General features: G+C 59.9%; 17 protein-coding genes. 9 read left to right on the top strand and 8 right to left on the bottom strand.

The genetic code is table 11. The features are described from left to right. Positions 1 to 28 precede the first annotated feature (28 nt). The 5 genes from mutL (at position 29) to hflX (ending at position 6,138) form a co-directional block, all read left to right on the top strand. On the top strand, positions 29 to 1,840 hold the full coding sequence (gene mutL, locus BUQ81_RS04450; RefSeq protein ID WP_074201184.1) for a DNA mismatch repair endonuclease MutL: 1,812 nt from the start codon (positions 29 to 31) through the stop codon (positions 1,838 to 1,840). After that, positions 1,841 to 2,791, top strand: coding sequence for a tRNA (adenosine(37)-N6)-dimethylallyltransferase MiaA (gene miaA / locus BUQ81_RS04455; protein WP_234947342.1), 951 nt, complete (start codon positions 1,841 to 1,843; stop codon positions 2,789 to 2,791). Then, on the top strand, positions 2,781 to 4,415 hold the full coding sequence (locus BUQ81_RS04460) for a phosphoethanolamine transferase family protein (protein ID WP_074201185.1): 1,635 nt from the start codon (positions 2,781 to 2,783) through the stop codon (positions 4,413 to 4,415). The genes miaA and BUQ81_RS04460 overlap by 11 nt, the downstream gene beginning before the upstream one ends. A 133-nt stretch (positions 4,416 to 4,548) precedes the next feature. Next, the gene (gene hfq / locus BUQ81_RS04465) at positions 4,549 to 4,821 is read left to right on the top strand and encodes an RNA chaperone Hfq (protein ID WP_074201186.1); all 273 of its coding nucleotides are present in this window, start codon (positions 4,549 to 4,551) and stop codon (positions 4,819 to 4,821) included. Between the two features lie 9 nt (positions 4,822 to 4,830). Beyond that, positions 4,831 to 6,138, top strand: a complete 1,308-nt coding sequence (gene hflX, locus BUQ81_RS04470) for a ribosome rescue GTPase HflX (RefSeq protein WP_143598457.1) — start codon at positions 4,831 to 4,833, stop codon at positions 6,136 to 6,138. Between the two features lie 147 nt (positions 6,139 to 6,285). Here the strand turns inward: hflX and hflD are convergent, their stop codons facing one another. From hflD to BUQ81_RS04495, 5 genes are read right to left on the bottom strand one after another with little or no spacing between them, the layout of a single operon-like run. After that, a complete protein-coding gene (hflD, locus tag BUQ81_RS04475) occupies positions 6,286 to 6,939 on the bottom strand; it encodes a high frequency lysogenization protein HflD (protein ID WP_074201187.1) in 654 nt (217 codons plus the stop codon). Further along, on the bottom strand, positions 6,936 to 8,042 hold the full coding sequence (mnmA, locus tag BUQ81_RS04480) for a tRNA 2-thiouridine(34) synthase MnmA (protein ID WP_074201188.1): 1,107 nt from the start codon (positions 8,040 to 8,042) through the stop codon (positions 6,936 to 6,938). Before mnmA ends, hflD begins: the two co-directional genes overlap by 4 nt. Beyond that, positions 8,039 to 8,398 (bottom strand): type II toxin-antitoxin system PemK/MazF family toxin, encoded by a 360-nt coding sequence (locus BUQ81_RS08980; protein WP_407702704.1) that lies wholly within the window; start codon positions 8,396 to 8,398, stop codon positions 8,039 to 8,041. Before BUQ81_RS08980 ends, mnmA begins: the two co-directional genes overlap by 4 nt. After that, positions 8,373 to 8,573, bottom strand: a complete 201-nt coding sequence (locus BUQ81_RS04490; RefSeq protein WP_074201190.1) for a hypothetical protein — start codon at positions 8,571 to 8,573, stop codon at positions 8,373 to 8,375. The genes BUQ81_RS08980 and BUQ81_RS04490 overlap by 26 nt, the downstream gene beginning before the upstream one ends. 1 nt (position 8,574) lies before the next feature. Continuing rightward, the gene (locus BUQ81_RS04495; RefSeq protein ID WP_074201191.1) at positions 8,575 to 9,114 is read right to left on the bottom strand and encodes a pseudouridine synthase; all 540 of its coding nucleotides are present in this window, start codon (positions 9,112 to 9,114) and stop codon (positions 8,575 to 8,577) included. Positions 9,115 to 9,174: 60 nt separating this feature from the next. Between BUQ81_RS04495 and icd the strand changes: the two genes are divergently transcribed. Then, positions 9,175 to 10,437 carry an NADP-dependent isocitrate dehydrogenase gene (gene icd, locus BUQ81_RS04500; protein ID WP_074201192.1) on the top strand — a complete coding sequence of 421 codons (1,263 nt, stop codon included), beginning with the start codon at positions 9,175 to 9,177 and terminating at the stop codon, positions 10,435 to 10,437. A 127-nt stretch (positions 10,438 to 10,564) separates the two neighbouring features. Here the strand turns inward: icd and BUQ81_RS04505 are convergent, their stop codons facing one another. After that, the gene (locus BUQ81_RS04505; RefSeq protein WP_074201193.1) at positions 10,565 to 12,451 is read right to left on the bottom strand and encodes a TIGR00341 family protein; all 1,887 of its coding nucleotides are present in this window, start codon (positions 12,449 to 12,451) and stop codon (positions 10,565 to 10,567) included. Positions 12,452 to 12,487: 36 nt separating this feature from the next. Between BUQ81_RS04505 and clpS the strand changes: the two genes are divergently transcribed. Both clpS and clpA read left to right on the top strand, forming a co-directional pair. Further along, positions 12,488 to 12,805 (top strand): ATP-dependent Clp protease adapter ClpS, encoded by a 318-nt coding sequence (gene clpS, locus BUQ81_RS04510; RefSeq protein ID WP_074201194.1) that lies wholly within the window; start codon positions 12,488 to 12,490, stop codon positions 12,803 to 12,805. Between the two features lie 6 nt (positions 12,806 to 12,811). After that, positions 12,812 to 15,103, top strand: a complete 2,292-nt coding sequence (gene clpA, locus BUQ81_RS04515; protein WP_074201195.1) for an ATP-dependent Clp protease ATP-binding subunit ClpA — start codon at positions 12,812 to 12,814, stop codon at positions 15,101 to 15,103. A gap of 86 nt (positions 15,104 to 15,189) precedes the next feature. Here the strand turns inward: clpA and infA are convergent, their stop codons facing one another. Both infA and aat read right to left on the bottom strand, forming a co-directional pair. Beyond that, on the bottom strand, positions 15,190 to 15,408 hold the full coding sequence (gene infA / locus BUQ81_RS04520) for a translation initiation factor IF-1 (protein WP_074201196.1): 219 nt from the start codon (positions 15,406 to 15,408) through the stop codon (positions 15,190 to 15,192). Between the two features lie 86 nt (positions 15,409 to 15,494). Further along, a complete protein-coding gene (gene aat / locus BUQ81_RS04525; RefSeq protein WP_074201197.1) occupies positions 15,495 to 16,208 on the bottom strand; it encodes a leucyl/phenylalanyl-tRNA--protein transferase in 714 nt (237 codons plus the stop codon). A gap of 56 nt (positions 16,209 to 16,264) precedes the next feature. Between aat and dnaE the strand changes: the two genes are divergently transcribed. Further along, on the top strand, positions 16,265 to 19,753 hold the full coding sequence (gene dnaE / locus BUQ81_RS04530) for a DNA polymerase III subunit alpha (protein ID WP_074201426.1): 3,489 nt from the start codon (positions 16,265 to 16,267) through the stop codon (positions 19,751 to 19,753). Positions 19,754 to 19,757: the final 4 nt, after the last annotated feature.

Consider the following 19,757-nt stretch of genomic DNA (forward strand, 5'->3'; position numbering starts at 1 on the left):
GTTCCTATAGGCCGCTATAATAGCGGCCATGTCATCTCGAACCGCCATCCACCTGCTCCCGGACCAGCTTGCCAGCCAGATTGCGGCGGGCGAGGTGGTGGAGCGTCCCGCCTCTGTCGTCAAGGAACTGCTCGAAAATGCCTTGGATGCCGGGGCCGACCGTCTCGACATTCACGTGGAAGAGGGCGGCATCCGTCGCATTGCGGTGCATGACAATGGGCACGGCATCCCCAAGGACGAGCTGCCGCTGGCCGTATGCCGCCATGCCACCAGCAAGATTGTCACGGCAGAGGATCTGCATCGCATTCATACCCTGGGCTTTCGCGGCGAGGCGCTGGCCAGCATCAGTGCCGTTTCCCGCTTTGAGCTGGCCTCACGCACCGCAGAGGAGGCGACGGGCTGGCGCATCGCCAGTGACGGGGCAACGCACTGGACTGAGCCGGCACCAGTGGCCATACCGGTGGGTACGCGCATCGAGGTTAAGGATCTGTTTTTCAACGTGCCGGCGCGGCGGAAGTTCCTCAAGGCGCCGCGTACCGAATTCGGTCATATCGATGAGCTGGTGCGGCGCATGGCGCTGGCTTGGCCGAGTGTGCAGTTTACCCTGCAGCACAACGGCAAGACGGTGCATCAGCTGCGACCGGTGCAGGACGAGGCGGGTCAGTTGCGCAGGCTGGAGATGCTGCTGGGCAAGGGCTTCGTGGAGGCGGCGCTGGCGGTGGAATTCGAGTCGGGCCCCCTGCGCCTGCGGGGCTGGATGGCGCGTCCCACCTTCAATCGCGCCCAGGCTGACATGCAGTATTTTTACGTCAATGGCCGCATGGTGCGCGACAAACTGCTGGTCCATGCAGTGCGCCAAGCCTACGCGGACACCCTCTATCACGGCCGTCAGCCGGCGTATGTGCTGTTTCTGGAGCTACCGCCCGAGCAGGTGGATGTGAACGTGCATCCGGCCAAGTCTGAAGTGCGTTTTGCCGAGGCGCGCTGGGTGTACGACTTTGTGCGTCGCAGCCTGAAGGATGCCATCGCCACCCCCATTGAATCGCGCCCAACAACGAATGACATGCCAGCGACTGGTGAAGCCGCAGCAGAGACCACATGGACGAAACCACAGCCGCTGCTAAAGGCCTCAGCAAATCCAGCCAGTTGGCAGGCGGCGCTGGCGTTTCAGGCGCCTCAGGCTGATGGAGGTGTACGCGAGCCGTCACCGCGTTATGAGGCGGCTGCGGTTGCGGATACCGAGTCTGCAACGGACATGCCGCCGCTGGGGTTCGCCAGAGCGCAGCTGCATGGCGTGTTTATTGTGGCGGAAAATGCTCAGGGCATGGTGCTGGTGGACATGCATGCCGCGCACGAAAGGATCGTCTATGAACGGCTCAAGCAGCAGTATGCCGAGCAGGGCATTATCAGCCAGCCGCTGCTGGTGCCGGTGATGATGCCTGTCTCCGTCCAGGAGCTGCATACATGGGAAGCGTATCAGGCTCATTTCACCCGCTGGGGCTTCGAGATCGAGGCAGCGGGGCCGCAGCAGCTGCGTATCAATGCCGTGCCGGCACTGCTGAGCAAGGCACCGGCCGAGGCACTGGTGCGGGACGTGCTGGCCGAGTTGCACGCGGCAGGCAACAGTGGCGAGGTGGAGCGGCGCATCCATGCCATTCTCTCCAGCATGGCCTGTCATGGCAGCGTGCGTGCCAACCGTCGCTTGACGCTGGATGAAATGAATCAGCTGCTGCGCGACATGGAGGCCACGCTGCGTGCCGATCAGTGCAACCACGGGCGCCCCACGTGGGTGCAGCTGGACATGCAGCAGCTGGACCGGCTGTTCATGCGGGGGCAGTAGGTGACGCGCATTCACGTTCCGACCATCATGGGGCCAACCGCCAGTGGCAAGACCCGGCTGGCGCTGGCGCTGGCCGAGCAGCTGCCGGTGGAAATCATCAGTGTCGATTCGGCGCTGATCTATCGGGGCATGGATATCGGCACCGCCAAGCCCACGCCTGAGGAACGGGCGCGGGTGCCGCATCACCTGATCGATATCCTTGACCCGGCCGAAGTCTATTCCGCTAGCCGCTTTGTGGATGATGTGGCGCGACTGGTTAACGAAATTATTTCACGCGGAAGGACGCCGCTTCTCGTGGGCGGAACCATGATGTATTTCAATGCCTTGCAAAAAGGTCTTGCAGCGCTTCCTGAAGCCGATGCGAGTGTGCGCCAAAGGCTGCAGCAGCAATGGGAGACAGCACCGGAGAGCCTGCATCGCCAACTGCAGCAGGTGGATCCCGAGGCGGCGGCGCGTATTCGTCCGAGCGACCCTCAGCGTTTGATCCGTGCACTGGAGGTGTATGAACTGACCGGTCGCCCCTTGAGTGAACTGCAGCGGAAAACGACCCAGGTAAACCATGTGCTCAAGCTGATCAAGATAGGTCTTGTTCCAGAGGATCGAGGCCGGCTGCACGCCATGATCGAGCAGCGTTTCGATGCCATGCTCCAGCAGGGTTTTGATGATGAAGTGCGGGCGCTGTACCAGCGTGGCGATTTGCACCCGGAGTTGCCGTCGATTCGAGCTGTGGGCTATCGGCAGATGTGGCGTTATCTGGCGGGCGAGTACGACTGGGAAACCATGCGCCAGAAGGGCATAGTCGCCACGCGTCAACTGGCCAAGCGGCAGCTGACCTGGCTGCGCAAGGAGGCCGATCTGATGCAGCTGGATCCCTATACGCTGCCGCTGGATGTGCAGGTGAAAAGGGTCATGGAACACTACTCAAAGAATAATGCATTACATGAAAAATAAACTTCAGTCTATTATTTTGTCTATCTGTTTTTGGTCCGCTTGGGTGCTGTTTGTGCCCTATCTGTTCGAGGTGGCTTACTCCGATTTCATTCGTGAGTCGGAACTGAACAGTCGCCTTGGATGGTACGTGGCCATCACCGCGCTGGTGTGGCTGACGCGCCGCCGCTGGGTCGGTTTTCTGCTGCTGCTGCCGTTTGTGATCACAGGAATGGCTGACATTTTTTACGCCTACTTTTTCGGAGGCGTTTTCAGCACCAGTACCATGGACGCCATCTTCAATACGGATGTCGGCGAGGCGAGCGAGCTGTTCACTGCCTATCTGCACTGGGATTCGTTGCTGATTGCACTCGTCTATCTGGGCGGATTCATTGTGCTTGGCATCAAGGCGCAATTACCGCAACGGTTGACGCGCGTCCACAAGGTGGTGACGGGACTGGGTGTGCTGGTGCTGGCGTTTGCCCTGCAGCAGATGGTGGTGCAGCACCGTTTCTACGACATTGTGCCGGGCCTGCTGGGCATCATGCCCACCTATGCCATAAATGCGGAGAACTTTGACAAGGCTGTGGCGGAATACCGTGCGCTGGCACAACGGGACACCACGCCTGTGGCACTCAAGCATCCCGAAAAGCGTCATACCTATGTGATCGTCATTGGCGAGGCGATGACGCGCAGCCACATGTCGCTGTATGGCTATCCCCGGGCAACGACGCCGCAGCTGGACGCGCGCAAGGCCCAGCTGACCATCTTCCGCGATGTGGCGGCCCCCTTTGTGCAGACGCGTCCGGCATTGATGGCGGATCTGTTTCCCCAAGGCTGGGAACATCCAGAACGCAATTACCAACATGCGCTGGCGATTGCCAATCAGGCGCGGCGTGCCGGTTACAAGGTGTTCTGGCTGTCCAACCAGCAGCCGTTTCGCATCCCCACGCAGCTGATCGCCGATACCGTGGATCACCCCGCCTTCATGACCCGCAAGGTGGCGGGCGTGGCGGCACACCGCTACGACGGCCTGCTGCTGGAGGATGTGGTTCAGGCGCTGGAGGATCCGGCACCCAACAAGCTGATATTTGTACATCTGATGGGATCGCACCTGCAGTATGCCAACCGCTACCCGCCTGAATTTGACCGTTTCAAGGACACCCCGCCCCAATTGGTGAGTCCAGATCTTCTGCCGTGGGAAATCCGCAAGGTCAATGAATACGACAACAGCATTCTCTATACCGACTGGGTGGTGACGCGCATGCTGGATCAGCTGCAGCAACGGGTTGAACCAGATACGCTGGCGGGCTGGATGCTGTTCAGCGACCACGGCGAGGAGGTGTATGAAACCGCGCGCCTTAATGGACATACGCCCGACAACCCGACCTTGCCCATGTTTACCATTCCGGTGCTGTTCTGGCACAGCGATGGCCTGAAACAGGCGCTGTCTGATGTGGTGCGTGGACTGGCGCAGAACCATGACAGGCCCTACCTGGCCGACCGCCTCTATGAAACCTGGTGGCGCTGGCTGGATCTGCAGGGCGCCTGCGTGGATGACTGCCGCTTTGCCTTCGATCGGCCGTGGCAGCCGCGCAAGCGCATGGCCTATGGCTTTGATATCGATGCGCGTTTTAACCAGAAATAAAGGGGGTCCCCGACTTTTTTGCAGCGCGATTTTTGCGCCGCCGGATTTGATCAAGTAAGATTAGCGATACACGCCCTGCATGGGTAAAAAATAATAAAATAAATCACATTTTCGTTTTTGGGAGTGATAAACAATGGCCAAGGCCCTGCCGATTCAGGATCCATACCTGAATGCTCTGCGCAAGGAGCATATTCCGGTTTCCATCTACCTTGTCAACGGCGTCAAGCTGCAGGGGCGGGTGGATTCCTTCGATCAGTTTGTGGTGGTGCTGAAAAGCAACGTCACCCAGATGGTTTACAAGCACGCCATTTCCACGGTGGTTCCCAGCCGTGACCCGCAGTCCTTCAATCTGGGCGAAATGATCGCCGCCTCGGAAAAAGCCGAGCCCTTCCCTGACGAAAGCTGATCGGTCGCCATGACCGATCTGTTTGATCGCATCAAACCGCAGCGCGAGCTGGAGCGGGCGGTTTTGGTGCATGTCGATTTTTCCCAACAGGACGATCAGGAGGGGCTGGAGGAGTTCCGCGAACTGGTGGACTCCGCCGGCGCGGACGTGTGCACGTTGATTACCACCCGCCGCGACCGCCCCGATCCCAAGTACTTCGTGGGCAGTGGCAAGGCGCAGGAAATCGCCGATGCCGTCGCCGCCTGCGAAGCCGACGTGGTCATCGTCAACCATGCCTTGTCCCCCGCGCAGGAGCGCAATCTGGAGCGGCTGGTGCAGGCACGGGTGCTGGATCGCGTCGGGCTGATACTGGACATCTTTGCGCAGCGGGCCCGCTCCCACGAGGGCAAGCTGCAGGTGGAGCTGGCCCAGCTCAAGCACATGTCTACCCGCCTTGTTCGCGGCTGGAGTCACCTGGAGCGGCAGAAGGGCGGCATCGGTCTGCGCGGCCCGGGGGAAACCCAGCTGGAAACCGACCGCCGCCTGCTGCGCGATCGCATCAAGCAGCTGGAAAAGCGCATCGAAAAGGCGCGTGCCCAGCGAGAGTTGGGTCGGCGTTCACGCAAGAAAACCGACCTGCCCACCATCACCATCGTGGGCTATACCAATGCGGGCAAGTCCACCCTGTTCAACGCCCTGACCACCGCCGAGGTGTATGCGGAAGACCGCCTGTTCGCCACGCTGGATGCTACTTTGCGTCGCGTTCATCTACCCGGGGCCGGGCCGGTGATCTTTGCCGACACCGTGGGCTTCATTCGCCACATTCCCCACGATCTGGTGGCGGCCTTTCGCTCAACGTTGGAAGAGACCCGCGAAGCGGACCTGCTGATCCATCTGGTGGATGCCTCCGATCCGCTGAGGGAGGAAAAGATGGCGGACGTGCAGCAGGTGATTGCCGAAGTTGGCGCGGAAGATGTGCCGCAACTGCTGGTCATGAACAAGATCGATCGCTTGCAGCCACCCGTCGAAGCGCATATCGACTGGGACGAAGAGGGGTGTGCAGCTCGGGTATGGATTTCTGCCAGGACCGGTGCCGGTCTTGACCTGCTGCAGCAGGCGGTGGCCAGCCATTTCAAGGGGCGCTTTCACCGCGTGCAGGTCAGGCTGCCGGTCACCGCCGGCAAGCTGCGTGCGCAGCTGTATCAGCTGGGGGAGGTGCTGGACGAGCACTTTGATCAAACCGGCGCACCGATTCTGGATATCCGCCTGACGGATGCCCAGTATCAGCAGCTCAAACAGCTGGCGGATATCGACTTGCTCGGTGAGACTGCCGAGTAGTCAGTGTGCGGGCGCCATTTGATCTTGTCTGATTGAATGGTGAGCCGTAGCCTCTCAAGCAAGCATTTCCCGATTTGGCCCGGGCTGAAAAGATGGGCAGGCTGCGTCAATAAGGAGAGTATATCCGCGCAGTGTTTTGCCGTGTCTTCAGGCCTGACCGCGGAACAGGGGCTTCTGCGGCAGCTGCTGTAGCAGGCGTTGTGCTTCGCGCAGGTAGCTGCGGCGTTTCCACAGCAGTTGCCAGCGGCTGCCGCCGGTCTGGTACCACAGAATGGCCGCACGCACGCCGGCCAGCAGCAGTGCGCGGATTTTCTCGGCCATGCCGGACGCGTTGAGGTGTTCTGGCAGCCCTTTCACCATAATGCGCGGCCCCAGCGGGCTCACGTGTTCCTGATAGGCTTTGGCCAGCGTATTAATTACGGTTGGATGGTCTTCACCAAAGCGTTCCTTCTGCCGTTGTGCTTCTTCAATAACGTCGCTCAGGGCATTGAGGTGTTCGGGGGATTTCTGCAGCTTGTCTGCCAGCACTACCAGCCCGAGTACGTATTGCGTAATGTAGAGATTGCGACTGCTGCCCATCATCTGGCTGACAAGGGTTTCGATGCCAATGCGCAGATTCTCCAGCTCGCCGCCCCACACATCGAGCACCTTATCTGGCTGGGTGACGAACAGGCTGTCGAGCGTGCTTTGCAACGCCTTTTCATCGCACTGCCCGGTGCTGGCCAGGTCGTGAACCAGCTTGGCTGCCTGATAGATGCCGGCAAAGGCGAGGGTGCGGTCGGTATCGGTATAGCGGCTCACAGATGTTGCTCCAGTTCATGTTCGGTTTGAAAGCGCTGTTCGATTATCCCGCCGCCGAGGCACTCGTCGCCTGCATAGAAGACGATGGACTGCCCGGGCGTGACGGCGCGTTGCGGTTCGTCAAAGACCACGGCAATGCGGTCATTGTCTTCGCCCACAATGCGGCAGGGTTGCTCGGTCTGCCGGTAGCGGATCTTGGCCTTCAGATCCGAGATTTTCGGGCGCTCGCCCGCGCTCCAGTGCAACTGGCTGGCGGTGAGGGCCTGATGATACAGCAGAGGATGGTCGTCCCCCTGCACGACAATCAGGCGGTTGTTTTCCAGATCCTTTTCGGCAGCGAACCAGGGGCGGTTGTCGCTGCCGTGGCCGCCGCCGATGCCCAGCCCCTTGCGCTGTCCGAAGGTGTAGTACATCAGCCCCTGATGGGTGCCGACCACTTCCCCGTCGGGGGTGACCATCTCGCCAGGCTGCGCAGGCAGATAGCGCTGCAGAAAGTCGCGGAACTTGCGCTCGCCGATGAAGCAGATGCCGGTGGAATCCTTCTTGGTGGCAACGGGCAGCTTGTGTTCCGCGGCGATTTCGCGCACGCGCGGCTTTTCCAGCGCACCGATGGGAAAGAGGCTCTTTTCCAGCTGGTGCTGTTGCAGGGTGTAGAGAAAGTAGGTCTGATCCTTGTTGGCGTCCACGCCTTTCAGCAGGTGCCACTGGCCGTGGTCGTCGGCAGCATTGCGCGCGTAGTGGCCCATGGCGATTTTGTCCGCACCCAGCCGCAGCGCTTCCTCCAGAAAGGCCTTGAACTTGACCTCCTTGTTGCAGAGGATGTCGGGGTTAGGGGTGCGGCCGGCGCGGTATTCGTCCAGAAAGTAGGTAAACACCCGCTCCCAGTATTCCTGCGCGAAATTGCGCACGTGCAGCTCGATGCCGAGCAGATCACACACGCGCATGACATCTTCCAGGTCCTCGCGGGCCGGGCAGTAGTCGTCGGTGTCGTCGCCTTCCCAGTTTTTCATGAACAGGCCTTCCACCTCATAGCCCTGCTGCTTGAGCAACAGCGCACTGACAGCGGAATCCACGCCGCCGGACAGGCCAACGATAACTTTCATGAGGCAGGCTCCAGTGAGCAGTATGTGGCAAGATTGGCAATCAGGTTGTTTCGGTCTGCCTCGCAGAGGTGACCCAGCGGCCGGAGGGTCAAGTTCAGATCCAGTGTGAAAAACTTTAATCTTACCTTGCTTTGTATAGATAGACCCGCACAGGCAGGATCTGATAGTTGTATATCACCAGGCCAGTCATAGGGGACGGAAGTAATCATTGCGCAGGTGCAGCTATTGGTTTCCTGTTGAAAGGTACGTGATGACAGAACGACAGCGGACCGCTTCTTGTGAGCGGATCGATCAGTAAAAGGAAAGAGGGCTACTACAGTGGAAAAAGGTTCATAGGTCCGCATAGGCTTGCTCATTTTCTTGACTATTCCACTCTCGAAGCGTTTTTTCTACCCCTTCCAGATACAGGTTATTTTCATGTTGCTCATCGAGCAGGGTAAAGTGCTCAATGAGATTGGTTTGCAAGGCTTCGAGAAGGTGGATGACCTTTCCTTTCAATTCATCTTTTACTTCAATTTCAATCACCTGCATCCTACACCTCCATTTCCAGCCATTCTCCTGGCTGCAGCTTTCCCAAACGCCAGCGGCCTATTTTAACGCGCACCAGCCGCAGCGTCGGAAAGCCGATGGCGGCGGTCATGCGGCGCACCTGACGGTTGCGCCCCTCGCTGATGCGAATTTCAAGCCAGGTATCGGGCACGCGCTTGCGATAGCGCACGGGCGGGTTGCGCGGCCACAGGTCGGGCGGTTCAATGATTTTGACTTTCGCCGGCCGGGTGGGCCCATCCTTGAGTGTAATCCCGCGGTGCAGCGGCGCAAGATCTGCATCGCTCGGAGCGCCTTCCACCTGCACCCAATAGGTCTTTTCCAGCTTGTTGCGTGGATGCGCGATGCGCTGTTGCAGGCGGCCGTCGTCGGTGAGCAGCAGCAGGCCTTCGGAGTCCCGATCCAGGCGTCCGGCCGGATAGACGCCTTCTGCCGGAATGTAGTCCTTGAGCGTGGGGCGTCCGTTGGCATCGGTGAACTGGCTGAGCACGCCGTAGGGCTTGTTGAACAGGATGAGGCGCGACATGGGAGGGAGGCCCGCTATGTTAAAATGTGCCGTAATTTTAACACTCACAGGAGCCGTTTCATGGCGTTCGAAAAAATTGTCGTGCCTGCAGAAGGCGAAAAAATTACCGTTAATCCCGACCACTCCCTGAATGTGCCCAGCAATCCGATCATCCCTTACATCGAAGGCGATGGCATCGGTGTGGACATTACCCCGGTGATGAAGCGCGTGGTGGACGCTGCAGTGGAAAAGGCCAGTGGCGGCGAGCGCAAGATCGCCTGGATGGAAATCTATGCCGGCGAGAAGGCGACCAAAGTGTATGGCCCGGACGTGTGGCTGCCGGAGGAAACGCTAGAAGCGGTCAGGGACTACGTAGTCTCCATCAAGGGGCCACTGACCACGCCGGTCGGTGGCGGCATTCGCTCCCTCAACGTGGCGCTGCGCCAGAATCTGGACTTGTATGTGTGTCAGCGCCCGGTGCGCTATTTCAATGGCACGCCATCGCCGGTGAAACACCCCGAGCTGGTGGACATGGTGATTTTCCGTGAAAATTCCGAAGACATCTACGCCGGCATCGAATGGAAAGCGGGCACGCCGGAAGCGAAGAAGGTGATCGACTTCCTGCAGAATGATATGGGCGTGGACAAGATCCGCTTTCCGGAAACCTCCGGTATAGGCATCAAGCCGGTGTCCGAAGAGGGAACCAAGCGTCTGGTGCGTAAGGCCATCCTGTATGCCATTGATCAGGATCGCGATTCCGTGACCCTCGTGCACAAGGGCAACATCATGAAGTTCACCGAAGGCGCCTTCAAGGAGTGGGGCTATGAGCTGGCCAGGGAAGAGTTCGGCGCCAAAGAGATCGATGGCGGGCCGTGGTGCAGCTTCAAGAACCCCAATACCGGCAAGGAAATCGTGGTGAAGGATGTCATCGCCGACGCTTTCCTGCAGCAGATCCTGCTGCGCCCGGCGGAATACAGCGTGATCGCTACCCTGAACCTGAACGGCGACTATATTTCCGACGCACTGGCTGCGCAGGTGGGCGGTATCGGCATTGCACCGGGCGCGAACCTGTCCGACACTGTCGCCATGTTCGAGGCGACCCACGGTACGGCGCCCAAGTATGCCGGTCAGGACAAGGTGAACCCGGGTTCACTGATCCTTTCTGCCGAGATGATGCTGCGCCACATGGGCTGGAACGATGCGGCCGACCTGATCATCAAGGGCATGGAAGGGGCCATTCAGGCCAAGACCGTCACCTACGATCTGGCCCGTCTGATGGAGGGTGCCCGGGAGGTGTCCTGTTCCGGTTTCGGCGAGGAAGTGATCCGGCACATGGATGACTGATTTCGCAGAAAGCGTATCAAGACTGGCCCCGCCTCGTGCGGGGCTTTTTGTTTGTGGGCGGTAAAATGCCGCGACGGGTCAGAGGGCGCAATTCGGCCGCTGTCCCTCTATGCAGGCTTGCTGCCTTCTATTGATTCTGCGTTTCATCGGAGCTGGCGGGATAGAAGGTGCGATATTCCAGAATCAGGTGCACATCATTGCCCAGACGTTTCTTCAGAAATTCGACCAGCCTCTCCCGGGCGCTCTCATCCGCTTCGGCTGGTATGGTCACCCGCACCGTGGCCACCGGCCTTCCGTTGATCCTGCTGACATCCACCACTTGCAGCGGCAGCTGATAGCTGCGGTATCCAAGATGCGCGAGGTTTTCGAGACGCTGGTAGATGCGTTGTTCCTGAATGTAGATATGTGTGGAGAACCACAACGGAATGGTAATAAGCGTGAGTAGCAGCAGCTTGTAAACAAAGGCTGTTTTGGCTGTGCGCAGGGAGGAAAAGCCCAGCACGAAAAACAGCACACCGGCGGCAGCGAGAATACCCACCAGGTTGGTTAGAAACAGCAGCATCGCCCCCCAGAACATGTGCAGATCGCCCCAACCGATGCCGATGCCGGAGACGGTCAGCGGCGGCACCAGTGCGACGGCGATGGCAACGCCGGCGAGGCTCTTGGCCACTTCCTCACGACTGTAGGCGTAGGCCGCCGCCAGACCGGAAACGATGGCGACTCCCAGATCCAGCAGGGTGGGATGGATGCGGCTGGCCATCTGCTCGGTCATGTTGGCGACCGGCATCAGCCAGGCGAATACCGCTGCAAGGCCCAGCGACAGCAGGATGCTCAGTACCACCGTGCGCAGGCTGTCGCGCAGCAGGCTGCGGTCGAGGCGCACCAGGCCCAGCGACAGCGACACGATCGGCGCCATCAGCGGGGCGAGAATCATGGCGCCGATAATGACGGGGCTCGAGTTTTGAAACAGTCCCAGCGCCGCCATGAGCACGCTGAGAGTCAGCATGACGCCATAGATTGAGGTGAAGCGGGCGCTTTCGCGCACCTGCTGGAACAGTCCGGCGTAGGCCTCCTCGGAGGCCAGCGGGAACAGCGGCAGCGCCCGCTTGCTGAAAAACTCGATGGCTTCCGGCGAGGTGGGCAGGGTGTTGGTGCGCAGGGTTTCCTTTTCCGTATTGTCCACCTTGAGCGGGAGGCCGGTGCGGACGCAACAGGCGGTTTCGGTCATTTCCAGCGTCACATCGTCGCACAGGTAGGGCTCGCCATCCACTTCCATGGGCAATTGACCCGAGTCCGCCTTGATGTTGAGTCGCCGGGTCTTGATCAGGCCGATGCCGGGCGGCATGCGCGATTTTTTGCGCAGACCCAGTTTCGTCAGAAAAATGTGGCTGAAATTGACCAGACTCTGCGGCGCATAGATCAGGGCCGCGATTTTCCCGGTAAGGGGCTGCTGTTCGCAAAGCGATGGATAACGTTTTTGCATCAGCGACTCGTCCGCCGCCCGGATCTGCAGGCAGGCGCAGCGGATTTTCGATTCATTGGCGGTCTGCAGCTGCATAGGGCGCAGGTGAATGTAGCGCATCGCCTGGAAAAACAGGCGCATGCGCGCCCACAGCGAGGTGTCGCCCAGGCTCAGCTTCTGGCCGATCAGCGCGGTGGTGAGCACCAGTTGCCCGTTGGCCGTCAGCTGGTGCTGGCGCTTTCCGGTGCCGGGTTCTTCATCATTCAGCAACCGTTGGAGATACGCCTCAGCCTTGTCCGGCAGAAAGAAGGCTTCGCGCGTGAGCGGGTTCTGATCCCAGGGGAGGGGGACGAGCTCCATTTCCCGATCGGCAAAACGGCGCCAGACTTCCTTGAATTCTTCGTCATTGAGCACCATAAACAGCGTGTCTGTCGGGGGCGGGTCTTCCAGCTGGGAAAAGGAGAGGATATGCGTTTTGGCAGGCAGCATATCGCCAAGGGTGCGAAACGTGGCTTCCGCCTCATCATTGAGAACGAGCGTGATCGCTTGCATGGAAAGGGGGCTTGACGCCTTCGCTATAATGAATTCATGCCGAATTATACCCTTGATAGTGATACCGTCCTTGAAAAGGTGCCGGTGCGGGTCAAGCCCCCGCGGCGCTGGAAGGTTGTTCTCTATAACGATGATTACACCCCCATGGATTTCGTTGTGCTGGTGCTGATGCGCTTTTTTGGGCATGATGAAGATGCAGCAACCCGCATCATGTGGCAGGTGCATACGCAGGGCAAGGGGGTCTGCGGCATCTACTCGCGGGAAATCGCCGAAACCAAAATGATGCAGGTTAACCGCTTCAGCCGTGAAAACGGCCATCCGCTGCTGTGTCAGATCGAATTACACGATGAGTAAAAGAGTATGTTAAGTAAAGACGTCCAACGAGTTTTATCCAATGCCTTCAGTCTCGCGCACGAGATGGGGCACGAGTTTGTCACGCTCGAGCATGTGCTGCTCGAGCTGCTGTCGCTGGACGATGTGCAGGATGTGATCTACGCCTGCAGCGTGGATGTGGCGGATGTGGAGGCGAGCCTGGAGCACTACCTGGCCAATGATCTGGTGCGCACACAGGGCGAAGAATCCTTCGAGCTGCAGCCGACGCTAGCGGTGCAGCGCGTGATCGAACGCGCCATCTATACCGTGCAGACCAACGGCTATCCCGAAGTGAACGGGTTGCATCTGCTCGCCTCCATTTTCTCCGAACAGGATTCCTACGCGGTCTATTTCCTGGAGAAGCACGGCGTGCATCGCGCCGATGTGCTCAGCTACATTTCCCACGGCGTCACCGCCACTGAAGCGCAGATGCTGGGCGAGGAGGACTTCTGGGGCGAAAGCGGCAGCAAGCGCCAGAGTGAGGCGAGTGAAGGCAAGCCGGCGGAAGGCGAAGAAGCCGTAGCCGATTTCCTTACCCAGTTTGCGCGGGATCTCAATCTGGAAGCCGAGCAGGGGCGTATCGATCCCGTAATCGGCCGCGACATGGAGATCGAGCGCACGCTGGAGATCCTCTCCCGCCGCCGCAAGAACAATCCGATTCTCGTCGGCGAGCCGGGTGTGGGCAAGACCGCCATTGCCGAAGGGCTGGCGCTGCGCATTGTGCGCGGCGAAGTGCCGGAGCGGCTGCGCAACGCACGCATCTATAGCCTTGATATGGGCAGCCTCATGGCCGGTACCCGTTACCGCGGTGATTTCGAGCAGCGCTTCAAGCAGCTGCTGGAAGCACTGGCGGAAAAGGAATACGCCATTTTGTTCATCGACGAGATTCACACCATCGTCGGGGCCGGGGCGGTGCAGGGTGGCGCGTTGGACGCCTCCAACCTGATGAAACCAGCGCTGGCGGCGGGCAAGCTGCGCTGTATCGGTGCGACCACCTACGAAGAGTTCCGCACCATTTTTGAGAAGGATCGTGCGCTGGCGCGTCGCTTCCAGAAGATCGACGTAGTGGAGCCATCGCTGGACGATACCTTCAAGATTCTCAAGGGCTTGAAGGACAAGTTTGAAGCGCATCATAACGTGAAATACACCCTGCCGGCGCTGCGTGCCGCGGTGGAGTTGTCGGCCCGCTACATTCAGGACCGGCATCTGCCCGACAAGGCCATCGACGTGATCGATGAGGCCGGCGCCCGTTTTGCGCTGCAGAAGGCGGCCAACCGCCGTTCACAGGTGGGTGTGGCGGACATTCAGCGCGTGGTGGCAAAAATGGCACGCGTGCCGTTGACGCAGATTACGCAGAAGGAGCGCGATAAGCTGGCCACGCTGGAGCCGGACCTGAAGCGGGTCATTTTCGGGCAGGATGCCGCGGTGGATCAGGTGGTGTCTGCCATCAAGCTCGCGCGTTCGGGCCTGAAGAATCCGGACCGGCCCATCGCCAATTTCCTCTTTGCCGGGCCCACCGGCGTGGGCAAGACCGAACTGGCCCGTCAGCTGGCGCAGCACATGGGCGTGGAGTTGATCCGTTTCGACATGTCCGAATACATGGAGCGCCACACAGTGTCGCGCCTGGTGGGGGCACCGCCGGGCTATGTGGGCTACGAGGAAGGCGGCCAGCTGACCGAGGCGGTCAACCGCCACCCGCACAGCGTGGTGCTGCTGGACGAGATCGAAAAGGCGCATCCGGATGTGTTCAATATCCTGCTGCAGGTGATGGACAGCGGCACGCTGACGGACAACAATGGTCGCAAGACCGATTTCCGCAACGTGGTGCTGATCATGACCTCCAACGTGGGCGCCGAGCAGATGGCGCGCAGCACCATGGGCTTTGTGCAGCAGGATCACACTCGTGATTTCGGCGCCGAGCTGAAAAAGGCGTTTACCCCAGAGTTCCGTAACCGCCTGGATGCAGTGATCCAGTTCGCGCCGCTGGCACCGGAGGCCATGCGCCGCGTGGTGGACAAGTTTATCCTGCAACTGGAAGTGCAGCTGAGCGAACGCAAGGTGAAACTGGATGTGACCCCGGCTGCCCGTCAGTGGCTGGCAGAGCACGGCTACGATGCCCAGATGGGCGCACGCCCCATGGAGCGGCTCATCCGCGAGAAGCTCAAGCAGCCGTTGGCAGAAATGCTCCTCTTCGGTGAGTTGAAAGAGGGCGGTACGCTGCGCATTGGCGTTGAGAAGGGCGAACTCAAGCTCAAGCCCGAGGTTCTGGAAGCCGTGTAAGAGGGGGGTCCCCGACTTTTTCACGGCCACAAAAAAGCCGCTTCGTTCCGAAGCGGCTTTTTTATTAAAAAAACGGCCGAAACGGCTTATTTTTCACGGTAAACGATGCGTCCGCGGGTCAGATCGTAGGGGGTCAGCTCGACGCGGACACGGTCGCCTTCGAGAATGCGGATGTAGTTCTTGCGCATGCGGCCAGAGATGTGCGCGAGGATTTCGTGGCCGTTGTCCAGTTCTACGCGGAACATGGTGTTGGGCAGCACGTCCTTGACGGTGCCTTCCATTTCAATGACGTCTTCTTTTGCCATGAGTCTCTCGATTGATTGAAATTTGCCTGCGCGAATTATACCCGCAACATGGCACAAGGCAAGGAAAAACAAGCGCTGACAACTGCTTAGACAGGGGTTGTGCTGTCTTGCCACGTGCGTGCCGGGAAGATCTGGTTGATATCTTCGTTGAGCAGACGCTCGAATTCCGCCCGTGGCAGCAGCGTGGCGCCCATGGAGATAAGGTGATCGGTGGGCACCTGACAGTCGATCATGCGAAAGCCCCACCCGTGCAGCTGTTGCGCCAGCCGTACCAGCGCAATCTTGGAGGCGTCGGGTCGCCAGCTGAACATGGATTCGCCAAAGAAGACCTTGCCCAGACTGACACCATACAGACCCCCCACTAGCTCATCCTCCCACCAGACTTCCACACTGTGAGCATACCCCAGGGAATGCAGCGTGGTGTAGGCGTGGATCATGCGCTCGCTTAGCCAGGTGCCTTCCTGTCCGGGGCGCGGTGTTTTTGCGCAGGCGCGGATCACCCGGTCAAACGCCGTATCGAAGCTGACGCGCCAGCCGGGCTTTTTCATCACTTTGCGCAGTGAGCGGCGGATCCTGACCTGATCGGTCATCAGCACGCAGCGGGGGTCGGGTGTCCACCACAGTACCGGTTCATCAGCGTTGAACCACGGAAAGATGCCGTGGCGATAGGCTTCCAGCAGCCATTCCGGAGTGAGATCGCCGCCCACTGCCAGCAGGCCGCTGGGCTCCCGCGCAGCCAAGTGCGTGGGCGGGAAGCGGGCGGGCGATTCGGGAAGCCAGAAGGGGCCGGTTTGCGTCATGGTTGCAGGCAATGGAGTGTTAAAATGTGCCTCTATTTTACGATGTGAACCGGTCCATGCAGCCCTTCGTTCATCTTCATACCCACAGCGAGTACTCCATTGTCGACAGCACCCTCAAGGTGAAGGAGCTGGTGGCGCTTGCCAAGGAAAAGGGGCAGCCGGCGGTTGCACTGACCGATCAGGGTAACCTGTTTGCACTGGTCAAGTTCTACAAGGCGGCGCTGGCGGAAGGCATAAAGCCCATTATCGGTGCCGACATTTGGCTGGAAAATGAGACTGATGCCAGCGGGCCCACGCGGGTGACGCTGCTGTGTCTGGATCAGCAGGGCTATCTCAACCTTTCCCACCTTATCAGCCACAGTTATCTGCAAGGGCAGCGTCTGGTGCAGCACGACATGGTGCCCGTGGTGAGCCGGGAGGAGCTGGCGCGCCACAGCGAGGGGCTGGTGGCACTGCTGGGGCCGCAGAGCGAGATCGCTGCCGCGCTGGCGGCTGGGCGCCTGAATCAGGTGGCGGCGCTGGCCGAATGGTGGGAGGCGCATTTCCACGACCGCATCTATCTGGAGTTCGTGCGCACCGGCCGCGAGGGGGAGGAGGCCTTTATCAGCGACAGCGCGCGGGTGATCGAGCGCTACGGCTGGCCGGCAGTGGCGAGTAACGACGTGCGTTTCGCCAGCGCCGAGGACTTTGATGCCCACGAGGTGCGCACCTGCATCCACTCCGGCCATGTGCTGGATGACGACAACCGGCCCAAGCGCTATAGCGAGCAGCAGTATTTCCGCAGCAGCGAGGAGATGGCCGAACTGTTTGCGGACCTGCCCGGCGCGCTGGAAAATACAGTGGAGCTGGCACGGCGCTGCAATGTGCAGCTGCATCTGGGCGAATACTTCCTGCCCGACTTCCCCATCCCGGATGGGATGAGCATGGACGAATACTTTGTGCAGGTGTGTGAGCAGGGGCTGGATGCGCGGTTGCAGTTTCTGTTTGGGCATCTGGACGCAAACGCCTTCGCGGAAAAGCGCAGGCAGTATTACGAACGCCTGCATTTCGAGCTGGATACCATCATTCAGATGGGGTTTCCCGGCTACTTCCTCATCGTTGCCGACTTTATCCAGTGGGCCAAGGATCACGGCATTCCCGTGGGGCCAGGGCGTGGCTCTGGCGCGGGTTCACTGGTGGCCTATTCCCTCAAAATCACCGATCTGGATCCCATCCAATACGACCTGCTGTTCGAACGCTTCCTCAACCCGGAGCGGGTCTCCATGCCCGACTTCGACGTGGACTTCTGCATGGAGCGTCGCGACGAGGTAATCGACTATGTATCGCGCCACTATGGCCGCGATCACGTCTCGCAGATTGTCACCTTCGGCACCATGGCTGCAAAGGCGGTGGTGCGCGACGTGGGCCGCGTGCTCGGGCATCCTTACGGCATGGTGGACGGCGTGGCCAAGCTCATCCCGCCGGATCTGGGCATGACGCTCACCAAGGCACTGGAACAGGAGCCGGATCTCAAGGCGCGTTATGACAATGAAGAGGAGGTGCGCGAGCTGCTGGATCTTGCGCTGAAGCTGGAAGGCACCGTGCGCAACACCGGCAAGCACGCCGGGGGCGTGGTCATCGGGCCGCGTCCGCTGGAAACCTTCTGTCCACTGCTGTCGGAACCGGATGGCACGGGCGTGGTCACGCAGCTGGACAAGAACGATGTGGAAAGCATCGGTCTGGTAAAGTTCGACTTTCTCGGTCTGCGCACGCTCACCATAATCGACTGGGCGCTGCAGTCCATCAATGCCGGCAAGCAGCCGGGGGAGGCGGGCTATGTGGATATCGCGCGCATTCCGCTGGATGATCGCAAGACCTTTGAATTGATCAAGACCGGCCGCACCACGGGCGTTTTTCAGCTGGAATCCGCCGGCATGCAGGACCTGATCCGGCGCCTGCAACCCGACTGCTTCGAGGACATCATCGCCCTGGTGGCGCTGTTTCGCCCCGGCCCGCTGGAATCGGGTATGGTGGATAACTTCATCGCCCGCAAGCACGGGCGCGAGAAGATCTCCTATCCTGATCCCAACTATCAGCACGAGTGGCTTAGGCCCATTCTGGAGCCCACCTACGGCGTCATTCTCTATCAGGAGCAGGTGATGCAGATCGCCCAGGTGCTGGCGGGCTACACGCTGGGCGGTGCGGATCTGCTGCGTCGCGCCATGGGCAAGAAAAAGCCGGAGGAGATGGCCAAGCAGCGTGAAGTGTTCCGCGAGGGGGCCATAAAGCAGGGCGTCGATCCCGAACTGGCCATGAAGATCTTCGACCTGGTGGAGAAGTTCGCTGGCTACGGCTTCAACAAGTCCCACTCGGCCGCCTATGCGCTTGTGTCCTATCAGAGTGCCTGGCTGAAGACGCACTACCCTGCCGAATTCATGGCAGCGCAGATCTCGTCCGACATGGACAACACCGACAAGGTGGTGCACATGATCAACGAGTGCCTCAGCATGGGGCTGGAGGTGCTCAAGCCGGATATCAACCAGTGTGGCATCCGCTTTACTCCGCAGCCCGGCGGCAGGATTCTGTATGGCCTGGGCGCCATCAAGGGCGTTGGAGAAGCCGCACTGGAGGGCATTATCCGCGAACGGGAGGAAAACGGCCCCTATCGTGATCTGTTCGACTTCTGCAAGCGGGTGGACCGCAAGGTCAACCGGCGCGTGATCGAGGCGCTGATCCGTGCTGGCGCCATGGATTGCCTACACGACAACCGTCAGGCCATGCTCACCTCCCTGGGGCAGGCGCTGTCGGTGGCAGAGCAGTTTCACAAGGATCGCGAGGCGGGACAGTTAGACATGTTCGGCGGTCTGGTGGAAGACGATCAGCAGCATCACCTGGTGGATGTGCCGGAAATGCCGCAGAAACTGCGCCTGCAGGGCGAAAAGGAAACCCTCGGTCTCTACATGACCGGCCACCCCATAGAACTGTACCGTGACGAACTGAATCGTCTGGTGGGCAAGCCGCTGCGCGAACTGCGAGCGGAAAAATTCAAGCAGCAGACCGCCGCCGGGTTGATTGTGGCGCTGCGGCGCAAGCGCACCCGCCGCGGTGATACCATGGCATTTATCGCGTTGGACGACAAGACTGCGCGGCTGGAGGTGATTGTTGGCCCCAGTCTGCTGGAGCAGTGCAAGGACTTTCTGGCCGTCGATACCCTGGTGGTGGTGGAAGGTGAGGTGTCCGAGGACACCTTCAACGGCGACGGCGGCCTAAAAATGGACGCCAAGAACATCTATCCGCTGGCTCAGGCACGCGTGGAAAAGGCGCGCGGCCTCAAGCTGTGGCTCAATTCGGAACAGAGCACGCAGGACAAGCTGATGGCGCTGAACATTCTGCTGGAGACCTACCACAGCAAAAACGGCATGCCGGTGGTGATTGAATACTGCAATGACCGTGCGCGCGGTCAGCTTAAGCTGGGCGAACGCTTCCATGTGCTGCCGGATGACGACCTGCTGGAAGCGATCCACGGCCAGAAAATCCGTCTTGAAATTGCCTATCCGCAGTCGTAAAGTG

It is taken from the genome of Sulfurivirga caldicuralii (assembly GCF_900141795.1).
Classification (GTDB): domain Bacteria; phylum Pseudomonadota; class Gammaproteobacteria; order Thiomicrospirales; family Thiomicrospiraceae; genus Sulfurivirga; species Sulfurivirga caldicuralii.

Coding starts and splice junctions, on each gene's coding strand:
- BUQ81_RS04460 (WP_074201185.1), top strand. CDS start 2,781: ATGAAAAATAAACTTCAGTCTATTATTTTGTCTATCTGTTTTTGGTCC.
- aat (WP_074201197.1), bottom strand. CDS start 16,208: ATGACGCAAACCGGCCCCTTCTGGCTTCCCGAATCGCCCGCCCGCTTC.
- clpA (WP_074201195.1), top strand. CDS start 12,812: ATGTTAAGTAAAGACGTCCAACGAGTTTTATCCAATGCCTTCAGTCTC.
- mutL (WP_074201184.1), top strand. CDS start 29: ATGTCATCTCGAACCGCCATCCACCTGCTCCCGGACCAGCTTGCCAGC.
- BUQ81_RS04490 (WP_074201190.1), bottom strand. CDS start 8,573: ATGCAGGTGATTGAAATTGAAGTAAAAGATGAATTGAAAGGAAAGGTC.
- hfq (WP_074201186.1), top strand. CDS start 4,549: ATGGCCAAGGCCCTGCCGATTCAGGATCCATACCTGAATGCTCTGCGC.
- BUQ81_RS04495 (WP_074201191.1), bottom strand. CDS start 9,114: ATGTCGCGCCTCATCCTGTTCAACAAGCCCTACGGCGTGCTCAGCCAG.
- BUQ81_RS08980 (WP_407702704.1), bottom strand. CDS start 8,398: ATGAGCAAGCCTATGCGGACCTATGAACCTTTTTCCACTGTAGTAGCC.
- icd (WP_074201192.1), top strand. CDS start 9,175: ATGGCGTTCGAAAAAATTGTCGTGCCTGCAGAAGGCGAAAAAATTACC.
- clpS (WP_074201194.1), top strand. CDS start 12,488: ATGCCGAATTATACCCTTGATAGTGATACCGTCCTTGAAAAGGTGCCG.
- BUQ81_RS04505 (WP_074201193.1), bottom strand. CDS start 12,451: ATGCAAGCGATCACGCTCGTTCTCAATGATGAGGCGGAAGCCACGTTT.
- mnmA (WP_074201188.1), bottom strand. CDS start 8,042: ATGAAAGTTATCGTTGGCCTGTCCGGCGGCGTGGATTCCGCTGTCAGT.
- hflX (WP_143598457.1), top strand. CDS start 4,831: ATGACCGATCTGTTTGATCGCATCAAACCGCAGCGCGAGCTGGAGCGG.
- infA (WP_074201196.1), bottom strand. CDS start 15,408: ATGGCAAAAGAAGACGTCATTGAAATGGAAGGCACCGTCAAGGACGTG.
- dnaE (WP_074201426.1), top strand. CDS start 16,265: ATGCAGCCCTTCGTTCATCTTCATACCCACAGCGAGTACTCCATTGTC.